The sequence below is a fragment of the Streptomyces sp. NBC_01264 genome, assembly GCF_026340675.1.
Classification (GTDB): Bacteria; Actinomycetota; Actinomycetes; order Streptomycetales; family Streptomycetaceae; genus Streptomyces.
Window position 1 is genome coordinate 1,866,672 of record NZ_JAPEOX010000001.1, and the last position, 18,117, is coordinate 1,884,788.

The window sequence follows — 18,117 nt, forward strand, 5'->3', positions numbered from 1 at the left end:
ACGGAAAGAGAATCCCGATGCTGATCACAGCTGGCCGCATCCTCACCGGAGACGCCGACGTAACCGACGGCGCCGTACTCGTCCGAGACGGCATCATCACGGCCGTCGGCCTGCGCGCCGACATCGAAGCCCAGGCGGGCAGCGACGAACCGCGCCAGGACTTCCCGGACTCCACCCTGCTGCCCGGCCTCATCGACGCCCACGTCCACCTGGTCTTCGACGCCGGCGCGGACCCCGTGGCCACCATGCAGGAAGCCAGCGACGAGGACCTGCTGGAGGGGATGCGCAAGCGCGCCGACCAACTGCTGGCCACCGGCGTCACCACGGCCCGCGACCTCGGCGACCGCGGAGGCCTCGCGCTGCGCCTCGCCCAGGAAATCGCCGCCGGCACCGCGACGGGCCCCCGCATCATCGGAGCCGGGGCACCCGTCACTCCGCCCGGAGGACACTGCTGGTTCCTCGGAGGCGAGGTCTCCAACGCCGACGAGGCCCGCGCCCTCGTGCGCCGCAACGTCGCCGCCGGCGCCAAGGTCGTCAAGGTCATGGCCGGCGGCGGCGGCCTCACCAAGGGCGGAGCCCCCAGCTGGAAGAGCCAGTTCGGCGCAGACGAGCTCGCCGTCGTAGTCGAAGAGGCCCACCAGGCTGGCCTGAAGGTGGCCGCACACGCGCACGGCACCGATGCCATCACCGACGCGGTGGCCGCCGGTGTCGACACCATCGAGCACTGCACCTGGATGACCGAGGACGGCTTCGACCTCCGCGAGGACGTCCTGGCACAGATCATCGAGAAGGGGATCTACGTCTGCCCGGCCGTGAGCCCGCACTGGCGGATGCTCCCCCGCTTCTTCGGCGAGGAGAAGGCCGCCGCCATGTTCGCGCTCGTGCAGCGGATGGCCGAGGCAGGAGCCCGTCTGATCGCCGGCACCGACGCCGGCGTCCAGCGCGCCGGATTCGACGGGATCGTGGGCGCCCTCGGGTTTTACGAGCACCTCGGCGTCTCCCGCGACCGAATCCTGGCCATGGCCACCACCGAGGCTGCGGCGGCCCTCGGCGTAGGTGACCAGACCGGCCGCATCGCCCCCGGCTACAGCGCCGACCTCCTCCTGGTCGACGGCAACCCGCTCGAAGAGCTGTCCGCCCTGAGCGCGGTACGTGCCGTCTTCACCAACGGCCGCCAGCACCAGGCCGCTTAGACGCAGGGAACTACCAAGCGGGGCTTCGCCCGGCGCCGTCAGGCGCTGGGCAGGCCCCGCTCTTCGATTTCCGCGACGATGTTGTTGATCAGGGTCATAACTTCGGTGGGCAACCCCTCGGGTCCCATCTGTCGCCCCTTCAACCCGCGGATCTTGCCGGCCTGAACGTTCGCGAGCAGGGTCAGTCCCTCGGCGACCTGCCTCTTGACCACGTCGCGGCTCCGGAAGAAGAGGGCGCTGACTCCGAAGGCAGCCGACAGTCCCTCCAGCACCGGTGGGGACGCCTCGGTCACCACGCCGTTCCGCAGGTCCGCAACACCGGCCGCAGAGATCACCTGGGCGCCGACGTAGGCGTTGACCGCGCGCGCGGTCTGCGCATCCGAGGGTGGCGTGCTGCCGTCGTCCGGGTTCTCCAGGAGGTACCGCATCTTCTCGGCCAGGCTCGTGGGCACCTCGGGGTGAGGCTCCGGCACCTCGATCCCGAACGAGCGCTCCTGCGCTGCCATCAGCTGCTCGACACTCACGCCGTACGCCTTGGCCAGTGGCTCTACATAGACACCCGAGAGCCGCCGCTTGGCCCGCTCCGCGTTCGCCACAGGGCCAGCGGATTTAGTGCCTAGGAGCCCCGGCACCTCGTTCTGGAAGAACCCGGCATCGGCCCTCAGGTCCGCCAAGGTCGGCAGACCATCACGCGGGAACAGGTCTTCGAGCGACTGCCCCAGCGCGCGAGCGAGAGCCGGGAGCCTCTCCTGATCCGGATGGCTCGCACCCTTCTCCCACGCGGTCACGCTGGTGGCGTGGACTCCCACTACGGTCGCCACAGCCTCCTGTGTCAGCTCGGCGGTGCGACGGAGCGTGCGTACACGCTGCCCATCGAAAGTCCGTGCTGGCATGCTCCTCCTTCGTTCCGCCCCGACCCTGCGTTCACTGTATTCAGGAAACCTAGTTTTAGCCACTTGTGCGGTTCGCCGAACACAGATAACTTCGACTCAGCGAACGATACCGGCCGGCAGTCGGAGATCCCACCCTCGCGTCCAAGTCGTGATGGTCGGATTCTCCGCAGGTCAGGTGGGTGCTGCGTGGAGTGCGTCGGTTCTAGAGCTATGTCTAGATCTTGCACGGGGGTCTGCGTAGCTTGTTGCCAACCCCGCCGGACACGGCCGGGCAAGGGGCAGACCAGGGGGAGGGGTCCGGTGAGGACACAGCGCCAGTCACGCACTAGCGGCGGGTAGGCAAACAGAAACGGCGCCGGGGAGGAACTCCCAGACGCCGACTGCGCAGCTCGGAGGGCGTCAACTCTCCTGCGCTGCCCAGCAGATCACCTCGGGCCCCGGCAAGGGCCCGGCAGATCACCTACCTCACTCCGCGCCGGCCCCTTTCCATGGACAGCGGCGCGGAATCATCACGGGAGAGTGTTGCATGTCCACACCCCTGCGCGAAAGGCCGCAGATTCCGGCTCACGCCGAGATACCGACTCTGCGGGCCCGCGCGCTTGCCCAGCAGCTCACCACGATGCTGCCGCAGGTCGCCGACCTCCACATCCGCCTGCAGGACGGCCGCACAACCTGGCCCCACCTCGACGTGAGGGCCACCGGCGCCGACGGGCAGGCGGTGCGGATCAGCCGCACCCAGGCGCACGTCGCCGCCCGCTGGATCATCCGCACCTACCCTGCAGCCAACTGGGCAGCACGCCGCACCTTTGACCTTCGGTCCGGTGCGCTCGATGGCGGTGCCGCCTGATGGCTCGCATCCGCACGATCAAGCCCGAGGCCTTCGAGTCGGAGGACCTTGCCTCGGTCGACATCACCGCCATGGTCACCTTCTTCGGGCTGCTCACCCAGGCCGACGACCACGGTCGCTTCCGCGACCACCCGGCGATCATCGCCGGGCGGCTCTGGGCTCTCCGCGCCGACCACACCCCGGCAGACGTGGCCAGGGACCTCGACCAGCTGGCCGGCGCAGGCCTCATCTGCCGCTACACGGGGTGCGACGGCGGGCAGTACCTGCACTTTGTGACCTGGGAGAAGCACCAGAAGATCGACCGCGCCTCAGCGTCTCGGCGACCGCGGTGCCCCGTGCACCAGAGCCACAGCAAGTGCAGCGAGTGCGACGGGGCCTCGTGCCCAGCCTCCTCCGCTCCGGCCACGACAGCGGCACCGACCACTCCCGCCGAGCTCTGCGGTCCCCGCCCAAAGGACTCGATGAACACTCGACGAGCCCTCGATCACACCATTTCGCCGGATTCGACGCCCTCTGCGGCTCCAGGGGCCTCCCGCGCCGACAGCAACACCGGTCTGAAGTCGACTCCACCGGCGCTCCAGCAGGCTCTTCCCGGAAGCCCGGAGGAATCCGCAGGTCAGACGGTTCTCGATGAGCCTTCGACACAACTGCGCGAGGGCTCGGCGTCTGGATCTAGGATCCTGGATCTTGGATCTTTCCCTAAGGGGGGCGCTGCCCCCGCGCCGGAGTCCGCACCCGGATCGATATCGGCAAAGGACCTGCTGGCCGAGTATGTGGCGGCCTGCTCGCAACCGGTGCCGCAGACGGTGCGCGGACTGATCGGCCGCCACACCAAGGGACTGCTGGAAGAAGGCTTCGACCCGGCGGTCATCCGAGCCGCCCTGGAGCGCCTCCGCGTCAAGGGCCTGCACGCCAGCGTCCTCCCGAGCCTGGTCAACGAGGCACTGAACGCCTCTCCGCCGGCATCCGCCTCCGGCGCGGGGCCCTGGGCCAGCGCCCGGCCCGCCTATCAGCCCTGGCAGAACCCCACCGACAGCTCGGTCTACGAGGAGTCCCTGTGAACCGACGCACGCACACCCGTGATCCGCTGGCGCTGGGCGAGACCACCTCGGTGAGCCGCATTCGGGCGAAGTTCGCGGCGATGGGGATCGATCCGGGCCGACCGGTGGCCGACACTCCGGCAGCAATTCCCGCGCTGGAGGCGGCGCACGCGCGGATCCCCTCGCGCTACCAGCGGGCGACGATCTCAGACCCACGGGTCAGCCGGTGGGTGGACGACGTCGTCGAGCGCTCCTCGGCTCCCCACACCGCTGGGCGCCGGGAGGTGGCGACGGGTCCCTCGCTGCTGCTGCTCGGAGCGACCGGGGTCGGCAAGACGCACGAGGCCTTCGCCGCGATCCGGGCCCTGATCGCCACCGGGATCGTCGTCCGGTGGGAGTCCGTCACGGCCGCCGACCTGTACGCCGAAATGCGCCCTCGGCAGGGTGTCGACCCGGAGTGGATGCTGCGGCGCCTTGTGCGGATCCCGGTCCTGCACCTGGACGACCTGGGTGCTGCAACGACCACCCGGTGGACCGAGGAGCTGACTTACCGGCTGATCAACCACCGGTACAACCGCGAGCTGCCGACGCTGATCACCAGCAACCTCGCCCCCGCGCGCACCCCCTCGATGCCTGCCGACCAGCCGGTGCTGCGCGAGCAGATCGGCGACCGCGTCGCCTCGCGCCTCGTCGGAATGTGCCAGCAGATCGCCATGACCGGACCGGATCGCCGCCGGACACGAACCTCCGCCTGACCAGCCTCCGCTCCCCCTGCCAACCCTCACCGCCTGGACCCGCCACGCCGCGCTGCCCTGCTGCAGCGCCGTGGTGACCGCGTGCCGGCCGTGAAGCACAACGGAGAACACCTTGCGATACATCACCACCCACGAGAACCCCCTTGTCGGCATGCTCGGGATCACCGACCGAAGCTGGGCCGAGCGAGGCTCCTGCTACGGCATGGACGCAACCGAGGCCGACGAGATCTTCTTCCCGACGGTCACCAACACGAAGAGCACTGAGGAAGCGCGGTCCATCTGCGCAACCTGCCCGGTCGTGCAGCAGTGCTTCGACGGCGCCATGGACAGCGACGCCCGGAGGGGATTCCGAGCCGGACTCACCGAGGCAGAACGGCGCCCCTTCCACAACAAGGTCGCCAAGCGCCTTGACTACAACCGCGTGCACGCCACCTTCCGGGGCCGCGACGTCGCCCTGTCGATTCCCGAGCGCAACGCTGTGGTCCGCCAGGCCTACCTTCGGGGATGGAGCGTCGAGCGCCTGGTGATGCTGCTGCAGAGCGAGTTCGACTACACCCGCCGGTTGATGCGCGAGCAGGCCGAGCTGGTGACGGACCGCGACCGCGATTGGCTCCGGCAGATGTCCCGCGCGCGCGAGGCCGGCGATCAGGCGAGGGCCGCGAGCGCGCCCACCACCGACGCCCCTGCCGCCCGCGGCTCGGAGCTCCGAATGGCCTTCGGGGAGGCCGCGTGAAGGACTCCCCCGCGCACACCGTCGCCCCCATCGGGTTCTGGGACCGCCTCGCGATCATCACGCTCGGCACGGCCGGCTGCGCCCTGTCGTACGACGCCCTCCAGCAGATGGCCGTGGCCATCCACGTCCGGGGATTCCTGACCTACCTGTTCCCGCTGGTGGTCGACGGATTCATCGCCTACGGCGTGCGGGCCCTGCTGGTGCTCGCCGAAGCGCCTCTGCGTGCCCGGCTGTACGTGTGGACGCTCTTCGGCACGGCAACCGCCTCCAGCATCTGGGCGAACGCACTTCACGCGGTACGTCTCAACCAGCAGGCCCTCAGCCCCAACGGACTGCAACTGGGCGACACCGTGGTGGCGATCCTGTCCACGCTCGCCCCCCTTGCGCTCGCCGGCGCGGTCCACCTCTACATCCTCATCACCCGGCACCACCCCGCGGACCAGATGCGGACCAGACCTGCGGACCAACCCACCACCCCTCTGGTCCGGTCCAGCACATCCCTCGTCCGGTCCGTCGCGTCGGAGGCGGATGTCATCGGACCAGACCGCCTGTGCAAAGTCATCGTTCAGGCGGACCAGGAGGAGGCGGACCACACCGCTGGCCGCGATCCGCACAGTGGGGAAGGCGACGAGACGGTGGCCCCCATGGCGGACCACCCCCTGCCCAGCGAAGCGGGCGGGGGCACACCGGCGGCGGCCCTCCGACCCCACCTGGGGAGCGACCTCGCCGCACACGAGCCTGAACCCGATCACGGCCGTTCTGGCAAAGCCGCAGGTGGCATCGCGGACCAAGCCCTCCCGCACCCCGTCGAGCAAGGCGGACCAGACCCTGCGGCGGACCACGCTCCCGACGCAGATCCTGCACTGGAGCCTCCAGGGGCCGGACCAGACCCGGCCTCAGACCAGCACAGCGACAGGACGGGAGAAGGATTGAGGTGCCCCGAAGTTCTCGGACAGGGGCCCAATAGGGTTGTCCTGTCAAGGGAATGAGGAAGCACGAAGTGGCACCGCCCAGCAAGTACACCCCGGAGTTCCGCGAGGAAGCAGTCCAGATCGCGCTCCGCTCCAGCAAGACCGTCTCGGAGACAGCCCGAGAGCTTGAATTGAACCCGGAGACACTCCGGGGCTGGGTGAAAAAGTTCCAGAAACGGCGTGAGCCGGCCGCTGACGCTGAGCTGACGGTGAGTGAACGCGCCCGGTTGAAGGAACTCGAACGCCGCATTCGCGAAGTCGAGATGGAGAACGCCTTCCTGAAAAAATGCGCGGCGTACTTCGCGAAGGATCCCCGGTAGCACGCAAGTACGAGTTCATCGAAACGATGCGACTCGACACCGCGGAGTACGTATTTTCTGTCGAGTTCATGTGTGAGCGGCTCGACGTGTCCAAGTCCGGCTACTACGACTGGCGACGCCGTCCTGATTCTGCGACGGCTCAGCGGCGCGAGGAATTGAAACTGCTCGTCAAGAAAGCCTTCGAGGTGTCCGACAGTACGTACGGATACCGGCGCATCCGCGCCCAGCTGGCGCGCTGGGGGCACGCCGCCGGCCTGGAGCTCGTGCGCCAGCTCATGCGTGAACTGGGCCTGATGCCCTGCCAGCCCCGCCCGAAGCGGTTCAGCCTGACCCAGGCTGCGGCGGGCGCAGTGCCCGACCTCGTCGGCCGGAACTTCACCGCCGACACCCCGGGTGAAAAGCTCGTCGGAGACATAACCTACATTCCGACTGGCGAGGGCTGGCTTTATCTCGCGACGGTCATCGACTGCTGCACGAAGGAAGTCATCGGGTATGCGATGGACGACCACTACCAGACGCCTTTGATATCCCGGGCCATACGCAACGCAGCCCGCAACAGGAAGCTCACCAAGGGGGCAATTTTTCACTCCGATCGCGGAAGTAACTATATGTCAGCCGAGTTCGGGAAGGCGCTGAACCGGCTCGGCCTCCGCAGATCGTCTGGGCGCACCGGGATCTGTTTCGACAACGCGATGGCCGAATCGTTCTTCGGAACTCTGAAGAACGAGCGTGTCTCACGTGTGACTTACCTGACCCTCGAGGCCGCCCGGCAGGACATCACTCGCTACATCGAATTCTGGTACAATCGCAAACGCCTTCACTCGGCTGTCGGTTACCGGCCTCCGCAGGAAGTCCACGCCGAGTATGCAAGGTTGCGAATAGCCGCGTGAAATGAACGGTCAGATCCCTGTCCGAAAAACGCGAGGCCCCTCAGATCGGCGGACCAGACCAACACCCCCTTTCCTGACCCGGTCCCCCTGGAAGTGCTCGTCCCGATCGCCCGCGATGCGGCTCTGGCCGGCGGCCGAATGACGCGCCGAGTCATCGGACCGTACTTGCGCCAGCAGCACCTCACGATCAGCAACGAGCGGTTCCGAGAGCTGCAAGAGGTCCTGTACGAGGACGCCGCGCTCGCCCACCTGCCTCGGCCGAAACGTCGAACCCGTTGATGCACGGACAACCAGCGCGTCCCTGACCGGTCGGTCACCCATCGCAGAGCGGGGCGTCCCGGAGACAGCTCCGGACGCCTCGCTCCTCTCACTCAAGGAGCCTTCGTGTCCTCATCCGCCAGCAACCGGCCCCCGAAGTCGGCGAACCACCCTGCTGTTGCCGCCGCTTGGGCTGAAGTCCTCGTGCGCCGAGGGCACCTGCACGCAGCCCTGCCTGCGCCCACGGGCCAATGGCTGGTCCAGGAGGGGCCGGAATCGCCCGTACTGGTGCTGCCCGGCCCCGAAGACCTGCTGGACCTCGCGGCCCAGGCCCAGCGCCTCGATCACGCGAGCCGGGGCGTCAGCCGATGACGGATCTGCTCTCGAGCCTGCCCCACGAGACCTACCCGCTACCTATCAACTCGACGTCAGGGCGAGCAAGTTATCCCATTGGATACTCCACCGTCGGCGGAGTATCCAATGGACCCGGCCCCCAGGGGAGCCGGGAGCCCTCCTGGCACCGGGGGGCGCCAGGAGGGGAGACTGCGACCGGGGGCGGATCGCAGTCGGAGGAGCAGCCACACACCTGCCACGACAGCGCGTGCGAGCACGTCGAGCGTGTCCAAGCGCGCCCACGCCGCCGTCCGTACCAGCGCGGGCAGCGCCCGCACGTACGCAACGCCCGACTCAACGACGAAGAACTCGCGGCCATCACCGCCGGCGCCCACGCTGCCGGTCTGACCGTCGCCGGATTCATCGCCCACGCCGCCCTCGCCGCGGCGCGCGACATCCACAAGACGGCAGCGGAGATCGCTTCCGAACGCGAGGTGGTCTCAGAGCTGTTCGCCGCCCGTCGGCACCTGGGCTACATCGGCAACAACATCAACCAGATCGCCCACATCCTCAACTCCGGCGGCGACACACCCCAGACCGACGCCGCCCTCGCCGCGGTCCATCGGGCAGCACGGCGCCTGGAAGCCGTCACCCAACAGCTGATCGAACGCTAAGGCGCCTGCGCATGATCCCCCGAGTCCACAAGCGCGGCAGCCGCACGATCGGCCTGCTCCACTACCTCTACGGCCCCGGCACCCACGAGGAACACACCGACCCCCACCTGGTCGCCGCCTGGGACAGCCTCGCCCCCGATCCCGGCCGGGACCCCGAGGCGACCTTGAAGGAACTGCAGCAGCTGCTCGACCAGCCCGTGGACGCTCTGCCCGCTGGCCGGTGCCCGGACCAGCACGTGTGGCACCTGTCCGTGCGCGCCGCCCCGGAAGACCCGGTGCTGACGGACGAGCAGTGGGGGGACATCGCCCGACGGATGGTCGCCGCGACCGGCATCGCCGCAGGTGATGATCCTGCAGCCTGCCGGTGGGCGGCCGTACGCCATGCGGACGACCACATTCACATCATCGCCACGACCGTCCGCGAGGACGGCCGCAAGCCCCGTCTCCACAACGACGCGGCCCGTTCCCAGGCCGAGGCACGCCTCATCGAGGCCGACTACGGTCTGCGGCGTCTCAACGCTGGTGACAAGACCGCTGCTCAGCGCCCCACCAGCGCCGAGCGGCACAAGGCGGAGCGCACCGGGAGGACCCGTACCGCGCGCGAGGAGCTCCGCGAGACCGTCCGTCGTGCGGTGGCCGGGGCCGTGAGCGACGCCGAGTTCTTCGACCGGCTCGGCGCCTCCGGCCTCCTCGTCGTTCGCCGGGTCGCGCCCAGCGGTGACCTCCTCGGCTACAAGGTCGCCCTGCCCGAGGACCGTAACAAGGACGGCGAACCGATCTTCTACGCCGGCGCGAAGCTGGCTCCCGACCTTTCCCTCCCCCGGATCCGCCAGCGATACGGACGCGAGGAGGCTCCGGACGAGGCCACGGTCAGCAGTCCGCACAGCGGCGAGGAACGGCCGGGTCCGTCGCAGGCCCGCCGTTCGGCCACCGGTGCGGTGTGGACAGCACTGCTGGTCATCGACCAGGACGATGACAGCGCGGCGGCCGCCCAGATCGCCGATGCCGGAGAGGTCCTTGACGCCCTGGCCAAGACGAGCGCCGCCCACACCAGGCGTGAACTCTCCGATGCAGCCTTCGCGTTCGAGCGGGCATCGCGCTCTCACATCCGTGCCGAACGGCAGCAGGACCGTGTCCTGCGTCAGGCAGCACGCGACCTGGTCCGGGGAGGTCCCGCTCTGGGCCGTGGTGAGGACGGCGCCGGCACGGCCATGGTCATCGACATGTTGTTCTTCCTCGTCATCACCGCCGCGGCCTGGCATGCGAAGAAGGACCATGCACAGCAGGCCGCAGCGGCGCAGCAGGCGGCCGAGTACCTGCGGGCGGCGTACCTCAACGCGGCCGTGGCGCCCCTTGGGGTCTTGCGTGAACGGGGCCGCCGACTGGCTCCACCGCTCCAGCGCCGGTACGGATCCGCTCTCCGCGAGGCTGTGCCAGATCTCGCGCAACGGGTCCTCGACGAGGCCGGGTGGCCGGCGCTCGCTGCGACGCTCGCGGAGGCCGAGGCAGCTGGTCACGAAGTGGGGCCGCTGCTGGCCGAGGCCGCCTCGCGCCGCGAGCTGGATACCGCGGAGTCGATGTCCGACGTGCTGGTGTGGCGCCTTCGGCGCCTGGCAGACCTTCCTGCCGCTGCTGGTACCGGTCCTCGCCCTCGAAGCACCAAGCCGAGCACCGTCCGCTCCGGGCGGGCCTTCGTCCCAGGTCAGAGCGGGCATAAGCGCGATCAGCCGACGCCGAGCCAATGATCTTTTCGTTAGTAGAAGTGCGAGCCGCTGTCGGGAGAGGATTCTCCCCTGCCACCACACCCCAGGCCCGGGAGGCGCCCATGTTCCGCCGGAAGAACCGACACGACGAACAGGCAGAGGAGTTCCGCGCCGCCGCCGCACAGCTGATCGCCTCGGCCGCCGAGCCCTGCCGGCCTGCTCCGGCGGGCGCGGAGCCGAGCGGCGTAGAGCCCGAGGGTGTGGAGCTGGAGATCCCGGCGGAGCTCCACGTCCCGGCGGCCGGGGATCTGGCCGGGTCGATGATGCCGTACTGGGCGCCGCTGACCGTGGACGGAGTCGTCGTGTCCTGCTCGGAGTGCGGCGTATACCGCGACTGGCTCGTCCTGAACTCCGACGACCGGGTGTGGGTGCGCTGCCGCTCCGGACACGCAACTCCCGTCCCCGGGCTGGACGCGGCCTGGTACGAGCGGACCGCCGGGCCGGTCGAAAGTCTCCACGCCAGCCGGGAGGACGGCGAGACCGCGTTCGGCTACGACGGAACCTTCGCGGGAGTGATCCTCTGATCGCACACCAGGCGAGATGGATCTACCCCGCCCATGGTGATCGGGGTAACGTACGGCCGCACACGAATTCTGGGGGGGGAATCACATATGCGAAACAGCGTCAGAAATCTGCTCGGCCTCACCGCTCTCGGCGCCTTCGCGCTGACGGGCTGCTCTCAGGCCGCCACGCCCTCCGCACCTGCCTCCTCACCGCAGGGCGAAGTGAAGGTCGGCGCGAAGTCCGGCACACCGTCGAAGCCCTTGACCAGTGCTGAACTCGGCCCGCGCTTGCTGGACCTGATCGACCTCGGCTCCGACTACCGGGTGAAGCCCGAGACGACGTCGAAGCACGACGACATGGCCGTGGTCGGGTGCCCGGCCCTGGAGAAGCTCGGCTCCGGATCAACTGACGGCTCCCTGGACTTCCCCAACCAGGCCAAGGTCTCCTTCACGTACGCGTCGAAGGATTCCGACCTGAGCGAGGAGGTCTACAGCGACACCGACGAGAAGATCGCCAGCCGGTCCCGGGAGATCTTCACCGCGATGGGCTCGTGCCCGAAGTACCAGATGGTCTCTGGAAGCACTCCCATCGAGGTCACCGTCCAGAAGGTGACCGCGCCCCAGCGCGGCGATGAGCAGTGGGGGCACATCCTGACGCTCACGGCCGGCGGACGTCCCAGCGTGATGAAGCAGATCGCCGTCCGCTCCGGCAACGTGCTGGTCGTCGCGGCTTATGCGGGTCCGGACATGTCCTTGCTACGTTCCCGCTGTGCTGAAGAGCGAGACTGGAGTGCTGGGGTGGCGGGTGTTCTTCACCCGTCGTGGTCTGCCGCGGCCGAAGACCGAATGCGACTTGCTGCCTGAACTCGGTGATCTTGACGGTTGGCTGGACGAGTGGCGGATCGAGGATGGATCGCCGTATCTGATCGACCCGTTGCGTCGGTACGACGTGGACCTCAACGACTACTTCGTGACCGAGCTGGCCAACGAGCCGGTGACCACGCAGGAGGCGGTGGCGTACGACCTCAAGCGGTTCTTGAAGTTCTTATGGGACAACCGGAGGCGGCGGAGCTGGAAGGTGGCCACGTCCGAGGACCGGGCCGCGTTCAAGCACTGGCGGGTGACCGATATCGCCGGCCCGCGGGTGGAATTGACGACCTGGGACCGGGAGGTCGCGACGGTCAACCAGTTTTACCGCTGGGCCGTACGGAAGGGGCATGCTGCGTGGAGCCCGTTCCTTCTGCGGACGTCCCGCAGCCGCGACCCTCGGCGGACGGCAGCGGGTGCGGAGACCCCGGCGGAAGCGTCGCACAAGGGCCCGCGCAACGACGTCGAGTGGCTGCCGCCGGCGCTCTACCGGCAGTGGCGGGACGTCGGGGTACGGGGCTTCGGCGTTGACGGCCTGCCGGACCGATCGTTCCGGGGCCGGTTCGCCTCGCGCAACGCGGCCTACAGCGATCTGAAGATCCGCACGGGCCTGCGGCTGGCCGAGCAGACGAGCCTGAGCCTGTTCGAGCTGCCGGAGATGGTCCCGGGCCTGCTGAATCAGCGGTCGTGGCTACCGACAGCGATTGCCAAGGCAGGCTCCGCACGCCGTGTCTACTTCCCGGCGTCCGCGCTGAAGGACGTGTGGGACTTCGTTGAGACAGACCGGGCGGAGGCGGTGGAGGCCGCCCAGGAGGCGGGCCTCTATGAGCGGATCCTGAACCCGCTGATCGTCCCGGACCGGCGACGGCCGTTCGTGATGGTGGACGGCGAACGTCTGTCCATCGCGAAGCTGAAGCACGAAGAGCGCCGACGGGTGCTGATCGACAGCCCGCAGGGGCTGGAACCTGCGGCCTTGTGGCTTAACCAGTTCGGCCTGCCGAGCAAGCCTTCGGCCTGGCAGGAGGTGTTCAAGACAGCCAACGGGCGGTGCGAGCGACTCGGGCTCAGGCTTCGGTGCCACCCCCATGTTCTGCGCCACAGCTTCGCCGTGATCACTTTGGAACAGCTGTGGCGCGGGCACATTCAGGAGCTGGCGACGATGACTCCCAGGCAGCGTGAGACGTACCAGATGATCTTCGGGGATCCGTTGAACTGGGTGCGGATGAGACTGGGGCATTCGTCCATCGAGGTCACGCAGATATACCTGCACACCTTGCAGGAACTGGAGATGGAGACCCGGATGGCGCTGGTCCCCTCCGGGTGGGAGCCAACCGGTGTCCATCCGGAGGACCTGCAGGGGGCGGTGGACGATGCAGCCTGAGCTCCCTGGACAGCGCCGCCGGACCGGGCGGGGGCGGGTCGCGGCCCAGCCGGAGGGTTACTACCAGCCGGAGATGGTCCGCGCGGAGGCCGGTCCGGTCGTCGAGTTCTTCGGGGAGGACGACCGCCGAGCCGCCTACGACTTCGCCAAGCTGCCCTGCTCGCGCATGCACGCGGACCTGGCCGCCGCGTGGGGGCGCCGGATCGGCCCGAGCGGGGGACTGCGGACCCGTGGCGCCGCGGACAGCGCCTGGGGATCTCTCTCGCGTCTGCTGCGGTGGTTGGGCAGCCTGGGCCGTCCGCCCGCGACGCTGGCCGGGCTGACCGTCTCGCATCTGCGGCACTTCGACCAGCACCGGCGCATGACCATCTCCGCCTTCGTGGCGGTGACCGAGATGGCCCAGATCCGCGAGGCACTGAAGGCAGTACAGCCGGTCAGCCTTCTGCACCAGGAGGTACGCGAGTACCTGGAACAGCCCGGGCATCTCTACGGCCGGTGGAAGGCGCTCAAGACCAGGCCGCTGGTTGCGGGCTACTCGGACCGGGAGTTCGCCGCCATCATGGCCGCGGCTCGCGCGGACGTGGTGGCCGTCCGGCAACGGCTGCGGGCCTCCTGGAGGCTGGCCGAGATTTTCGAGTCCACCCCGGACACCCTTAGCGATACCGACCGGGCCCGGGTGGCCGAGCTGGCGCGGAGGCTGCGGACGGGTGAGGTCCCGCCGCCGGAGAGGCACCGGATCAGGGGCACCAACATCCCGGATCTGACCGCGCAGAAGGACCGTGCGGGCGAGCTGTTTCTCACCACTCAGGACCTGGCTCCGCTGCTGGTCCTCGGAGTTGGGCTGTCGGGGCGGAATTCCGAGACGCTGAAGGAGCTTGCGGCCGACCATCGTGTTCTCGATGGCCGGGCGGTCGCGGTGAACCTGCTTAAACGACGCCGCGGCAAGACCCGTAGCCGCGAGACGATCCACTGGGAGGTCGGCTCGGAGAGCTCCCAGCTGCACACGCCGGGCGGGTGGTTCCTGTTGGTGAGCGAATTATCCGCTGCCAGCCGTGGCTTCAGCCGCTCCGAGCGAGTGTGGTCGATCTGGGCGGGTACGCCGTCTGCCGGCCCGGAGGAGTTCCGCGCCGCCCGGGCGGCCGCCAACGGCCACATCGACCCGTTCGCCCTCCGTCTCGGCCGGCAGCTGCATCTGAGCCGGTGGGCTGCCGGGCACGGTCTGATCGCCGATGCGGCCACCGAGACCGCCCAGGGCGAGCCGGAGCCGCTGAAGCTCACCCTGGGACGGTTGAAGAAGACCGTCGAGGTTCGCACCACCCGGGCCGTGGGCGGCCACCTGCCCTCGGCATCGCGGACCAACACCCCGGACGTGTCGTTCCTGCACTACCTGCGCAGTGATCCGAGGATCAGGAACTGGGCCGACCGGGTCCTGACCGAGGCCCTGGCAGACGCAGAGGCGTCCGCCCACGCCTTCCGCGGAAGGATCCTGGATGAGTGGGCCGCCACGGAGGTGCGGCGCGATCCGCAGGCCACGGCCACTGCGCTGGGCACCACCGCCGAAAACCTCATGCGCGCGACCGCCGGTGAGCTTGACACACTGGTGGCTTCCTGCCTGGACTTCGAGCACAGCCCGCACAGCGCGGGCGGACTCTGCGACGTGTCCTTCCTGACCTGTTTGCGCTGCCCGAACGCGCTGGTCGCGGAACGTCACCTGCCCAAGCTGTTCGCTCTGCTGAACTGGCTCCAGGACGAGCTCAACGCCCGCAGCATCGAGGACTGGATCGGGCGGCACGGCATCACCTGGCTGATCATCACCCGGCTGATCCTGCCGAAGTTCACCCCCGCCCAGCTGGAGCAGGCCCGCCACCAGGCGCCGGATGCCTTGCCCACCGCTCTGCTCGACGGACTGAGGGAGCCTTCGTGACCAACCGGACTGCCGGCCGCGTACACGCGGGCCTGCCCAACCAGAGGCAGCCCCGGGTCGATCCGGATGCCTTCGTCCTGGCCGGGCGCCCGCTGCTGCCCGGAGTGCGCCTGTCGGACACCTCACGGTTCAGCGAGGACATCTGGCGGCTGAAGCATGCCCAGATGCAGCGCCACCAGACCGACCTCGTCATGAACTTCACGCGGGTCCCAGCCCGGTTCCGGCAGGTTGCCAAGGAGGTGAGCTACACGCTGCTGGCCAGTGACCTGCCGCCGGGCTGCGAGCAGGTCCGAACCCTCTCGACGATCCGCAGATACGCGGCCGACCTGCGAAGGGTTCTGGTCTGGGTGGACGACCACCAAGCCCTTGCAGTCTCCGCGTTGACCGGCGCCGATGTCGAGGAATTCGCCCGGCACCTGGCCGGTCTGCGGGAAAGTCAGGACGCCAAGAACGGCTGCCACCGGGCCCTGCGCCTGCTGTGGTTGTGCCGGACGAAGATCAGCGACCCACTGACGTTCGACCCCGCAGCCGTCCTCGCCGGCCTCCAGCCGTCGGGGTCCCGCTCGGTGACACGACGGGCCAGGGAGAACGCGACCAGCCGCATCCCCGAGCAGGTGCTGGCGCCCTATCTGGTCTGGGCCCTGCGCTGGATTAACGACTTCGCGGACGATGTGATCGGCGCCCATGACGAGTGGCGTCAGCTGAACCGCTGGTCGATGCCCAGCCGTCGACGTCGCGGGCAGCAGCCCATCGGGTTCGGCCAAGCGGGCAAGCAGGTCGCCAAGGTCCTGAACCGATATCGGCTCGAGGGCCGGCCCTTGCCGGGGTGGAAGGGCAGCGTCAACCGCCAGCACCTCGCCCGTGAGGCCCAGGTCGAACGGACGAGTCTGGTTGACCGGGCCCCGGGCGGGAAGCTGATCCGTGAGGCCGCCGCCGAACTCGGGATCGCCGACGCGGCATACCTGCGGGTTCCCGTCCGCGGCCTGCTGGACGGCAAGCCCTGGCACGGGCCGATCGAGTACGCAGACGTCGAGCCGCTGACCCGAATGCTGCAAACTGCCTGCTACATCGTGATCGCTTTCCTTTCCGGCATGCGCGACAGCGAGGTCAAGCACATCAAGCGCGGCGGCGTCTCCGCCTGGCGCGACGAGGACGGACATGTGGTCCGCCGGCGTTTGACCAGCCTGGCGTTCAAGGGCGAGGCCGAGCAGGCGGGAGTGGAGGCAACCTGGGTGATCAGTGCCTCCGCCCAACGGGCCGTCGAAGTTCTCCAACGGCTTCAACCCGATGGCCAGGACGCTCTCTTCGCGCTGCTGCCGCCTTCGCACGGCTATATCGCCCAGGGCGGAAGGAACGAGGCGCGAACGACGAGCGCCACCAACGCCGACCTGACCGCCTTCACGAAATGGATCAACGGGTACTGCCAGAAGACCGGCAGCGATGACACCATTTCGCTGGTCAACGGACAAGACTGGAAGGTCACCACCAGCCAGTTCCGGCGCACGCTGGCCTGGTTCATCGCCCGCCGTCCCGGCGGCGTCATCGCCGGGGCCCTGCAATTCCGCCACCTGTGCGTTCAAATGTTCGAAGGGTATGCGGGCACCTCGGAATCCGGCTTCCGAGACGAGGTCGAGGCCGAGGACGCCATCGCTCGCGGCGAGAAGCTCGGCGACCTGATCGTAAGCCACGAGTTCCACCGCCTGAGCGGACCGGCTGCCGCCGAGGCAGAGAGCCGCCTCGCGGAGTTCGAGCGACACGTCCAGTTCTGCGGCAAGGTCTTCAACGACGCCAAGCGGCTCCAGCGACACATGAACCGGCATGACCCGCACATCTATCCGGGCGACTTTGTCACCTGCGTCCACAATCCCGACCGGGCCCTCTGTCGTCGCAGCGATGGCAGGGACGGGCCATCCCTGCCGGATTGCCAGCCGTTGCGCTGCCGCAATGTCGCGCTGAGCAGCGACAACATCCTCCGCATGAGGGAAGCCCTCGCCGCCTATGACCGGGAGCTCGAGCTTGGCGACCACCTCGCCCCGCTCGTCCGCCACCGACTGGGCGTCCGCCGCCAGGAGATCGCCGGCTTCCTCACCGCTGCCGCCGCGAATGACCCCGCCCCGGAGACATCATGAATCGCCCCCTGCCGACGGATCAGCAGGTCCGCACCTCGATGGAGACCGAACTCGACGCGAGCCGGTCCGCCGGCCGGCGCGCCACGGTGAGCAACGTCGAGAAGCAACTCGGCGTGACGCACGCGACGTTCTACCGGAACTATCCCGGCCAGATCGCGTGGTTCAAGGCTCAGCTTGTCGCTCGCCGCGAGGGTGCGGTCGCCGTCAGGGACACCGTCAAGCACCAGGACGATCTGGACCGGCTTCGACGCGAGAACACCGACCTACGCAAGCAGCTGAGGATCTATGCCGAGGCGATCCGTCAGCTATCCATGGACAAGGCCTTGCTGGAGGACAAGCTCCAGGTCCTCACAGGAACCACGGATCTCGATGAGCGCCGTCGCCAACAAGACCTTCGGGGAGTATCGCAACGAGAGACGGAAGCCCGCGTCGCTGCTGGCGAGGGTTCGGCATTGGGAGCCCGCGAGCATGGACGACGCCTTGGACCTCCTGGACATCTTGATGGCCTCCCGGCTCCCGGCCCGCACCGACCGGGAGGAGCAGGAGCCGCTCGGTAGGGTTCCCGGCCGCCGTTGTGGGCGATCTCCCGGAAGACCGTCGACGCCGCCCGACCGAGGCGCCTCTCCATCTGACGAGCGGAGTC

17 protein-coding genes are annotated in these 18,117 nt (G+C 68.6%); 16 read left to right on the forward strand and 1 reads right to left on the reverse strand.

Annotation, left to right across the window (positions count from 1 at the left end; all coding sequences use genetic code 11):
- Positions 1-17: 17 nt before the first annotated feature.
- Positions 18-1,193, forward strand: a complete 1,176-nt coding sequence (locus OG435_RS08430) for an amidohydrolase family protein (RefSeq protein WP_266876199.1) — start codon at positions 18-20, stop codon at positions 1,191-1,193.
- 38 nt (positions 1,194-1,231) lie between these two features.
- On the opposite strand, the gene OG435_RS08435 is transcribed toward OG435_RS08430, so the two are convergent.
- The gene (locus OG435_RS08435; protein ID WP_266876200.1) at positions 1,232-2,086 is read right to left on the reverse strand and encodes a helix-turn-helix transcriptional regulator; all 855 of its coding nucleotides are present in this window, start codon (positions 2,084-2,086) and stop codon (positions 1,232-1,234) included.
- A gap of 526 nt (positions 2,087-2,612) precedes the next feature.
- Here OG435_RS08435 and OG435_RS08440 point away from each other — a divergent pair.
- From OG435_RS08440 to OG435_RS08510, 15 genes are all read left to right on the forward strand, one after another.
- On the forward strand, positions 2,613-2,933 hold the full coding sequence (locus OG435_RS08440; protein ID WP_266876201.1) for a transcriptional regulator: 321 nt from the start codon (positions 2,613-2,615) through the stop codon (positions 2,931-2,933).
- Positions 2,933-3,994 carry a hypothetical protein gene (locus OG435_RS08445; protein ID WP_266876202.1) on the forward strand — a complete coding sequence of 354 codons (1,062 nt, stop codon included), beginning with the start codon at positions 2,933-2,935 and terminating at the stop codon, positions 3,992-3,994. Before OG435_RS08440 ends, OG435_RS08445 begins: the two co-directional genes overlap by 1 nt.
- Positions 3,991-4,728, forward strand: a complete 738-nt coding sequence (locus tag OG435_RS08450) for an ATP-binding protein (protein ID WP_266876203.1) — start codon at positions 3,991-3,993, stop codon at positions 4,726-4,728. Before OG435_RS08445 ends, OG435_RS08450 begins: the two co-directional genes overlap by 4 nt.
- A gap of 112 nt (positions 4,729-4,840) precedes the next feature.
- On the forward strand, positions 4,841-5,461 hold the full coding sequence (locus tag OG435_RS08455) for a WhiB family transcriptional regulator (RefSeq protein WP_266876204.1): 621 nt from the start codon (positions 4,841-4,843) through the stop codon (positions 5,459-5,461).
- Positions 5,458-6,450: a DUF2637 domain-containing protein gene (locus tag OG435_RS08460; protein ID WP_266876205.1), complete on the forward strand. Its 993-nt coding sequence runs from the start codon at positions 5,458-5,460 to the stop codon at positions 6,448-6,450. Before OG435_RS08455 ends, OG435_RS08460 begins: the two co-directional genes overlap by 4 nt.
- Positions 6,447-7,642, forward strand: a protein-coding gene (locus tag OG435_RS08465) for an IS3 family transposase (RefSeq protein WP_266874684.1) whose coding sequence is annotated in 2 segments (ribosomal slippage) — positions 6,447-6,726 and positions 6,726-7,642 — 1,197 coding nt in all. Because the reading frame shifts where the segments join, the coding sequence is not laid out codon by codon here. The genes OG435_RS08460 and OG435_RS08465 overlap by 4 nt, the downstream gene beginning before the upstream one ends.
- 384 nt (positions 7,643-8,026) lie before the next feature.
- Positions 8,027-8,272: a hypothetical protein gene (locus OG435_RS08470; protein ID WP_266876206.1), complete on the forward strand. Its 246-nt coding sequence runs from the start codon at positions 8,027-8,029 to the stop codon at positions 8,270-8,272.
- On the forward strand, positions 8,269-8,907 hold the full coding sequence (locus OG435_RS08475; RefSeq protein ID WP_266876207.1) for a plasmid mobilization protein: 639 nt from the start codon (positions 8,269-8,271) through the stop codon (positions 8,905-8,907). Before OG435_RS08470 ends, OG435_RS08475 begins: the two co-directional genes overlap by 4 nt.
- Before the next feature lie 11 nt (positions 8,908-8,918).
- Entirely contained in the window at positions 8,919-10,652 is a 1,734-nt protein-coding gene (locus tag OG435_RS08480; RefSeq protein ID WP_266876208.1) for a relaxase/mobilization nuclease domain-containing protein, read from the forward strand.
- 80 nt (positions 10,653-10,732) lie between these two features.
- Positions 10,733-11,194 carry a hypothetical protein gene (locus tag OG435_RS08485; protein ID WP_266876209.1) on the forward strand — a complete coding sequence of 154 codons (462 nt, stop codon included), beginning with the start codon at positions 10,733-10,735 and terminating at the stop codon, positions 11,192-11,194.
- 33 nt (positions 11,195-11,227) lie between these two features.
- Positions 11,228-12,037 carry a hypothetical protein gene (locus OG435_RS08490; protein WP_266876210.1) on the forward strand — a complete coding sequence of 270 codons (810 nt, stop codon included), beginning with the start codon at positions 11,228-11,230 and terminating at the stop codon, positions 12,035-12,037.
- Entirely contained in the window at positions 11,943-13,421 is a 1,479-nt protein-coding gene (locus OG435_RS08495; RefSeq protein WP_266876211.1) for a tyrosine-type recombinase/integrase, read from the forward strand. The genes OG435_RS08490 and OG435_RS08495 overlap by 95 nt, the downstream gene beginning before the upstream one ends.
- Positions 13,411-15,345 (forward strand): hypothetical protein, encoded by a 1,935-nt coding sequence (locus OG435_RS08500; protein ID WP_266876212.1) that lies wholly within the window; start codon positions 13,411-13,413, stop codon positions 15,343-15,345. Before OG435_RS08495 ends, OG435_RS08500 begins: the two co-directional genes overlap by 11 nt.
- Positions 15,342-17,474 carry a hypothetical protein gene (locus tag OG435_RS08505; RefSeq protein ID WP_266876213.1) on the forward strand — a complete coding sequence of 711 codons (2,133 nt, stop codon included), beginning with the start codon at positions 15,342-15,344 and terminating at the stop codon, positions 17,472-17,474. The genes OG435_RS08500 and OG435_RS08505 overlap by 4 nt, the downstream gene beginning before the upstream one ends.
- A complete protein-coding gene (locus tag OG435_RS08510; protein WP_266876214.1) occupies positions 17,471-18,031 on the forward strand; it encodes a hypothetical protein in 561 nt (186 codons plus the stop codon). Before OG435_RS08505 ends, OG435_RS08510 begins: the two co-directional genes overlap by 4 nt.
- Positions 18,032-18,117: the final 86 nt, after the last annotated feature.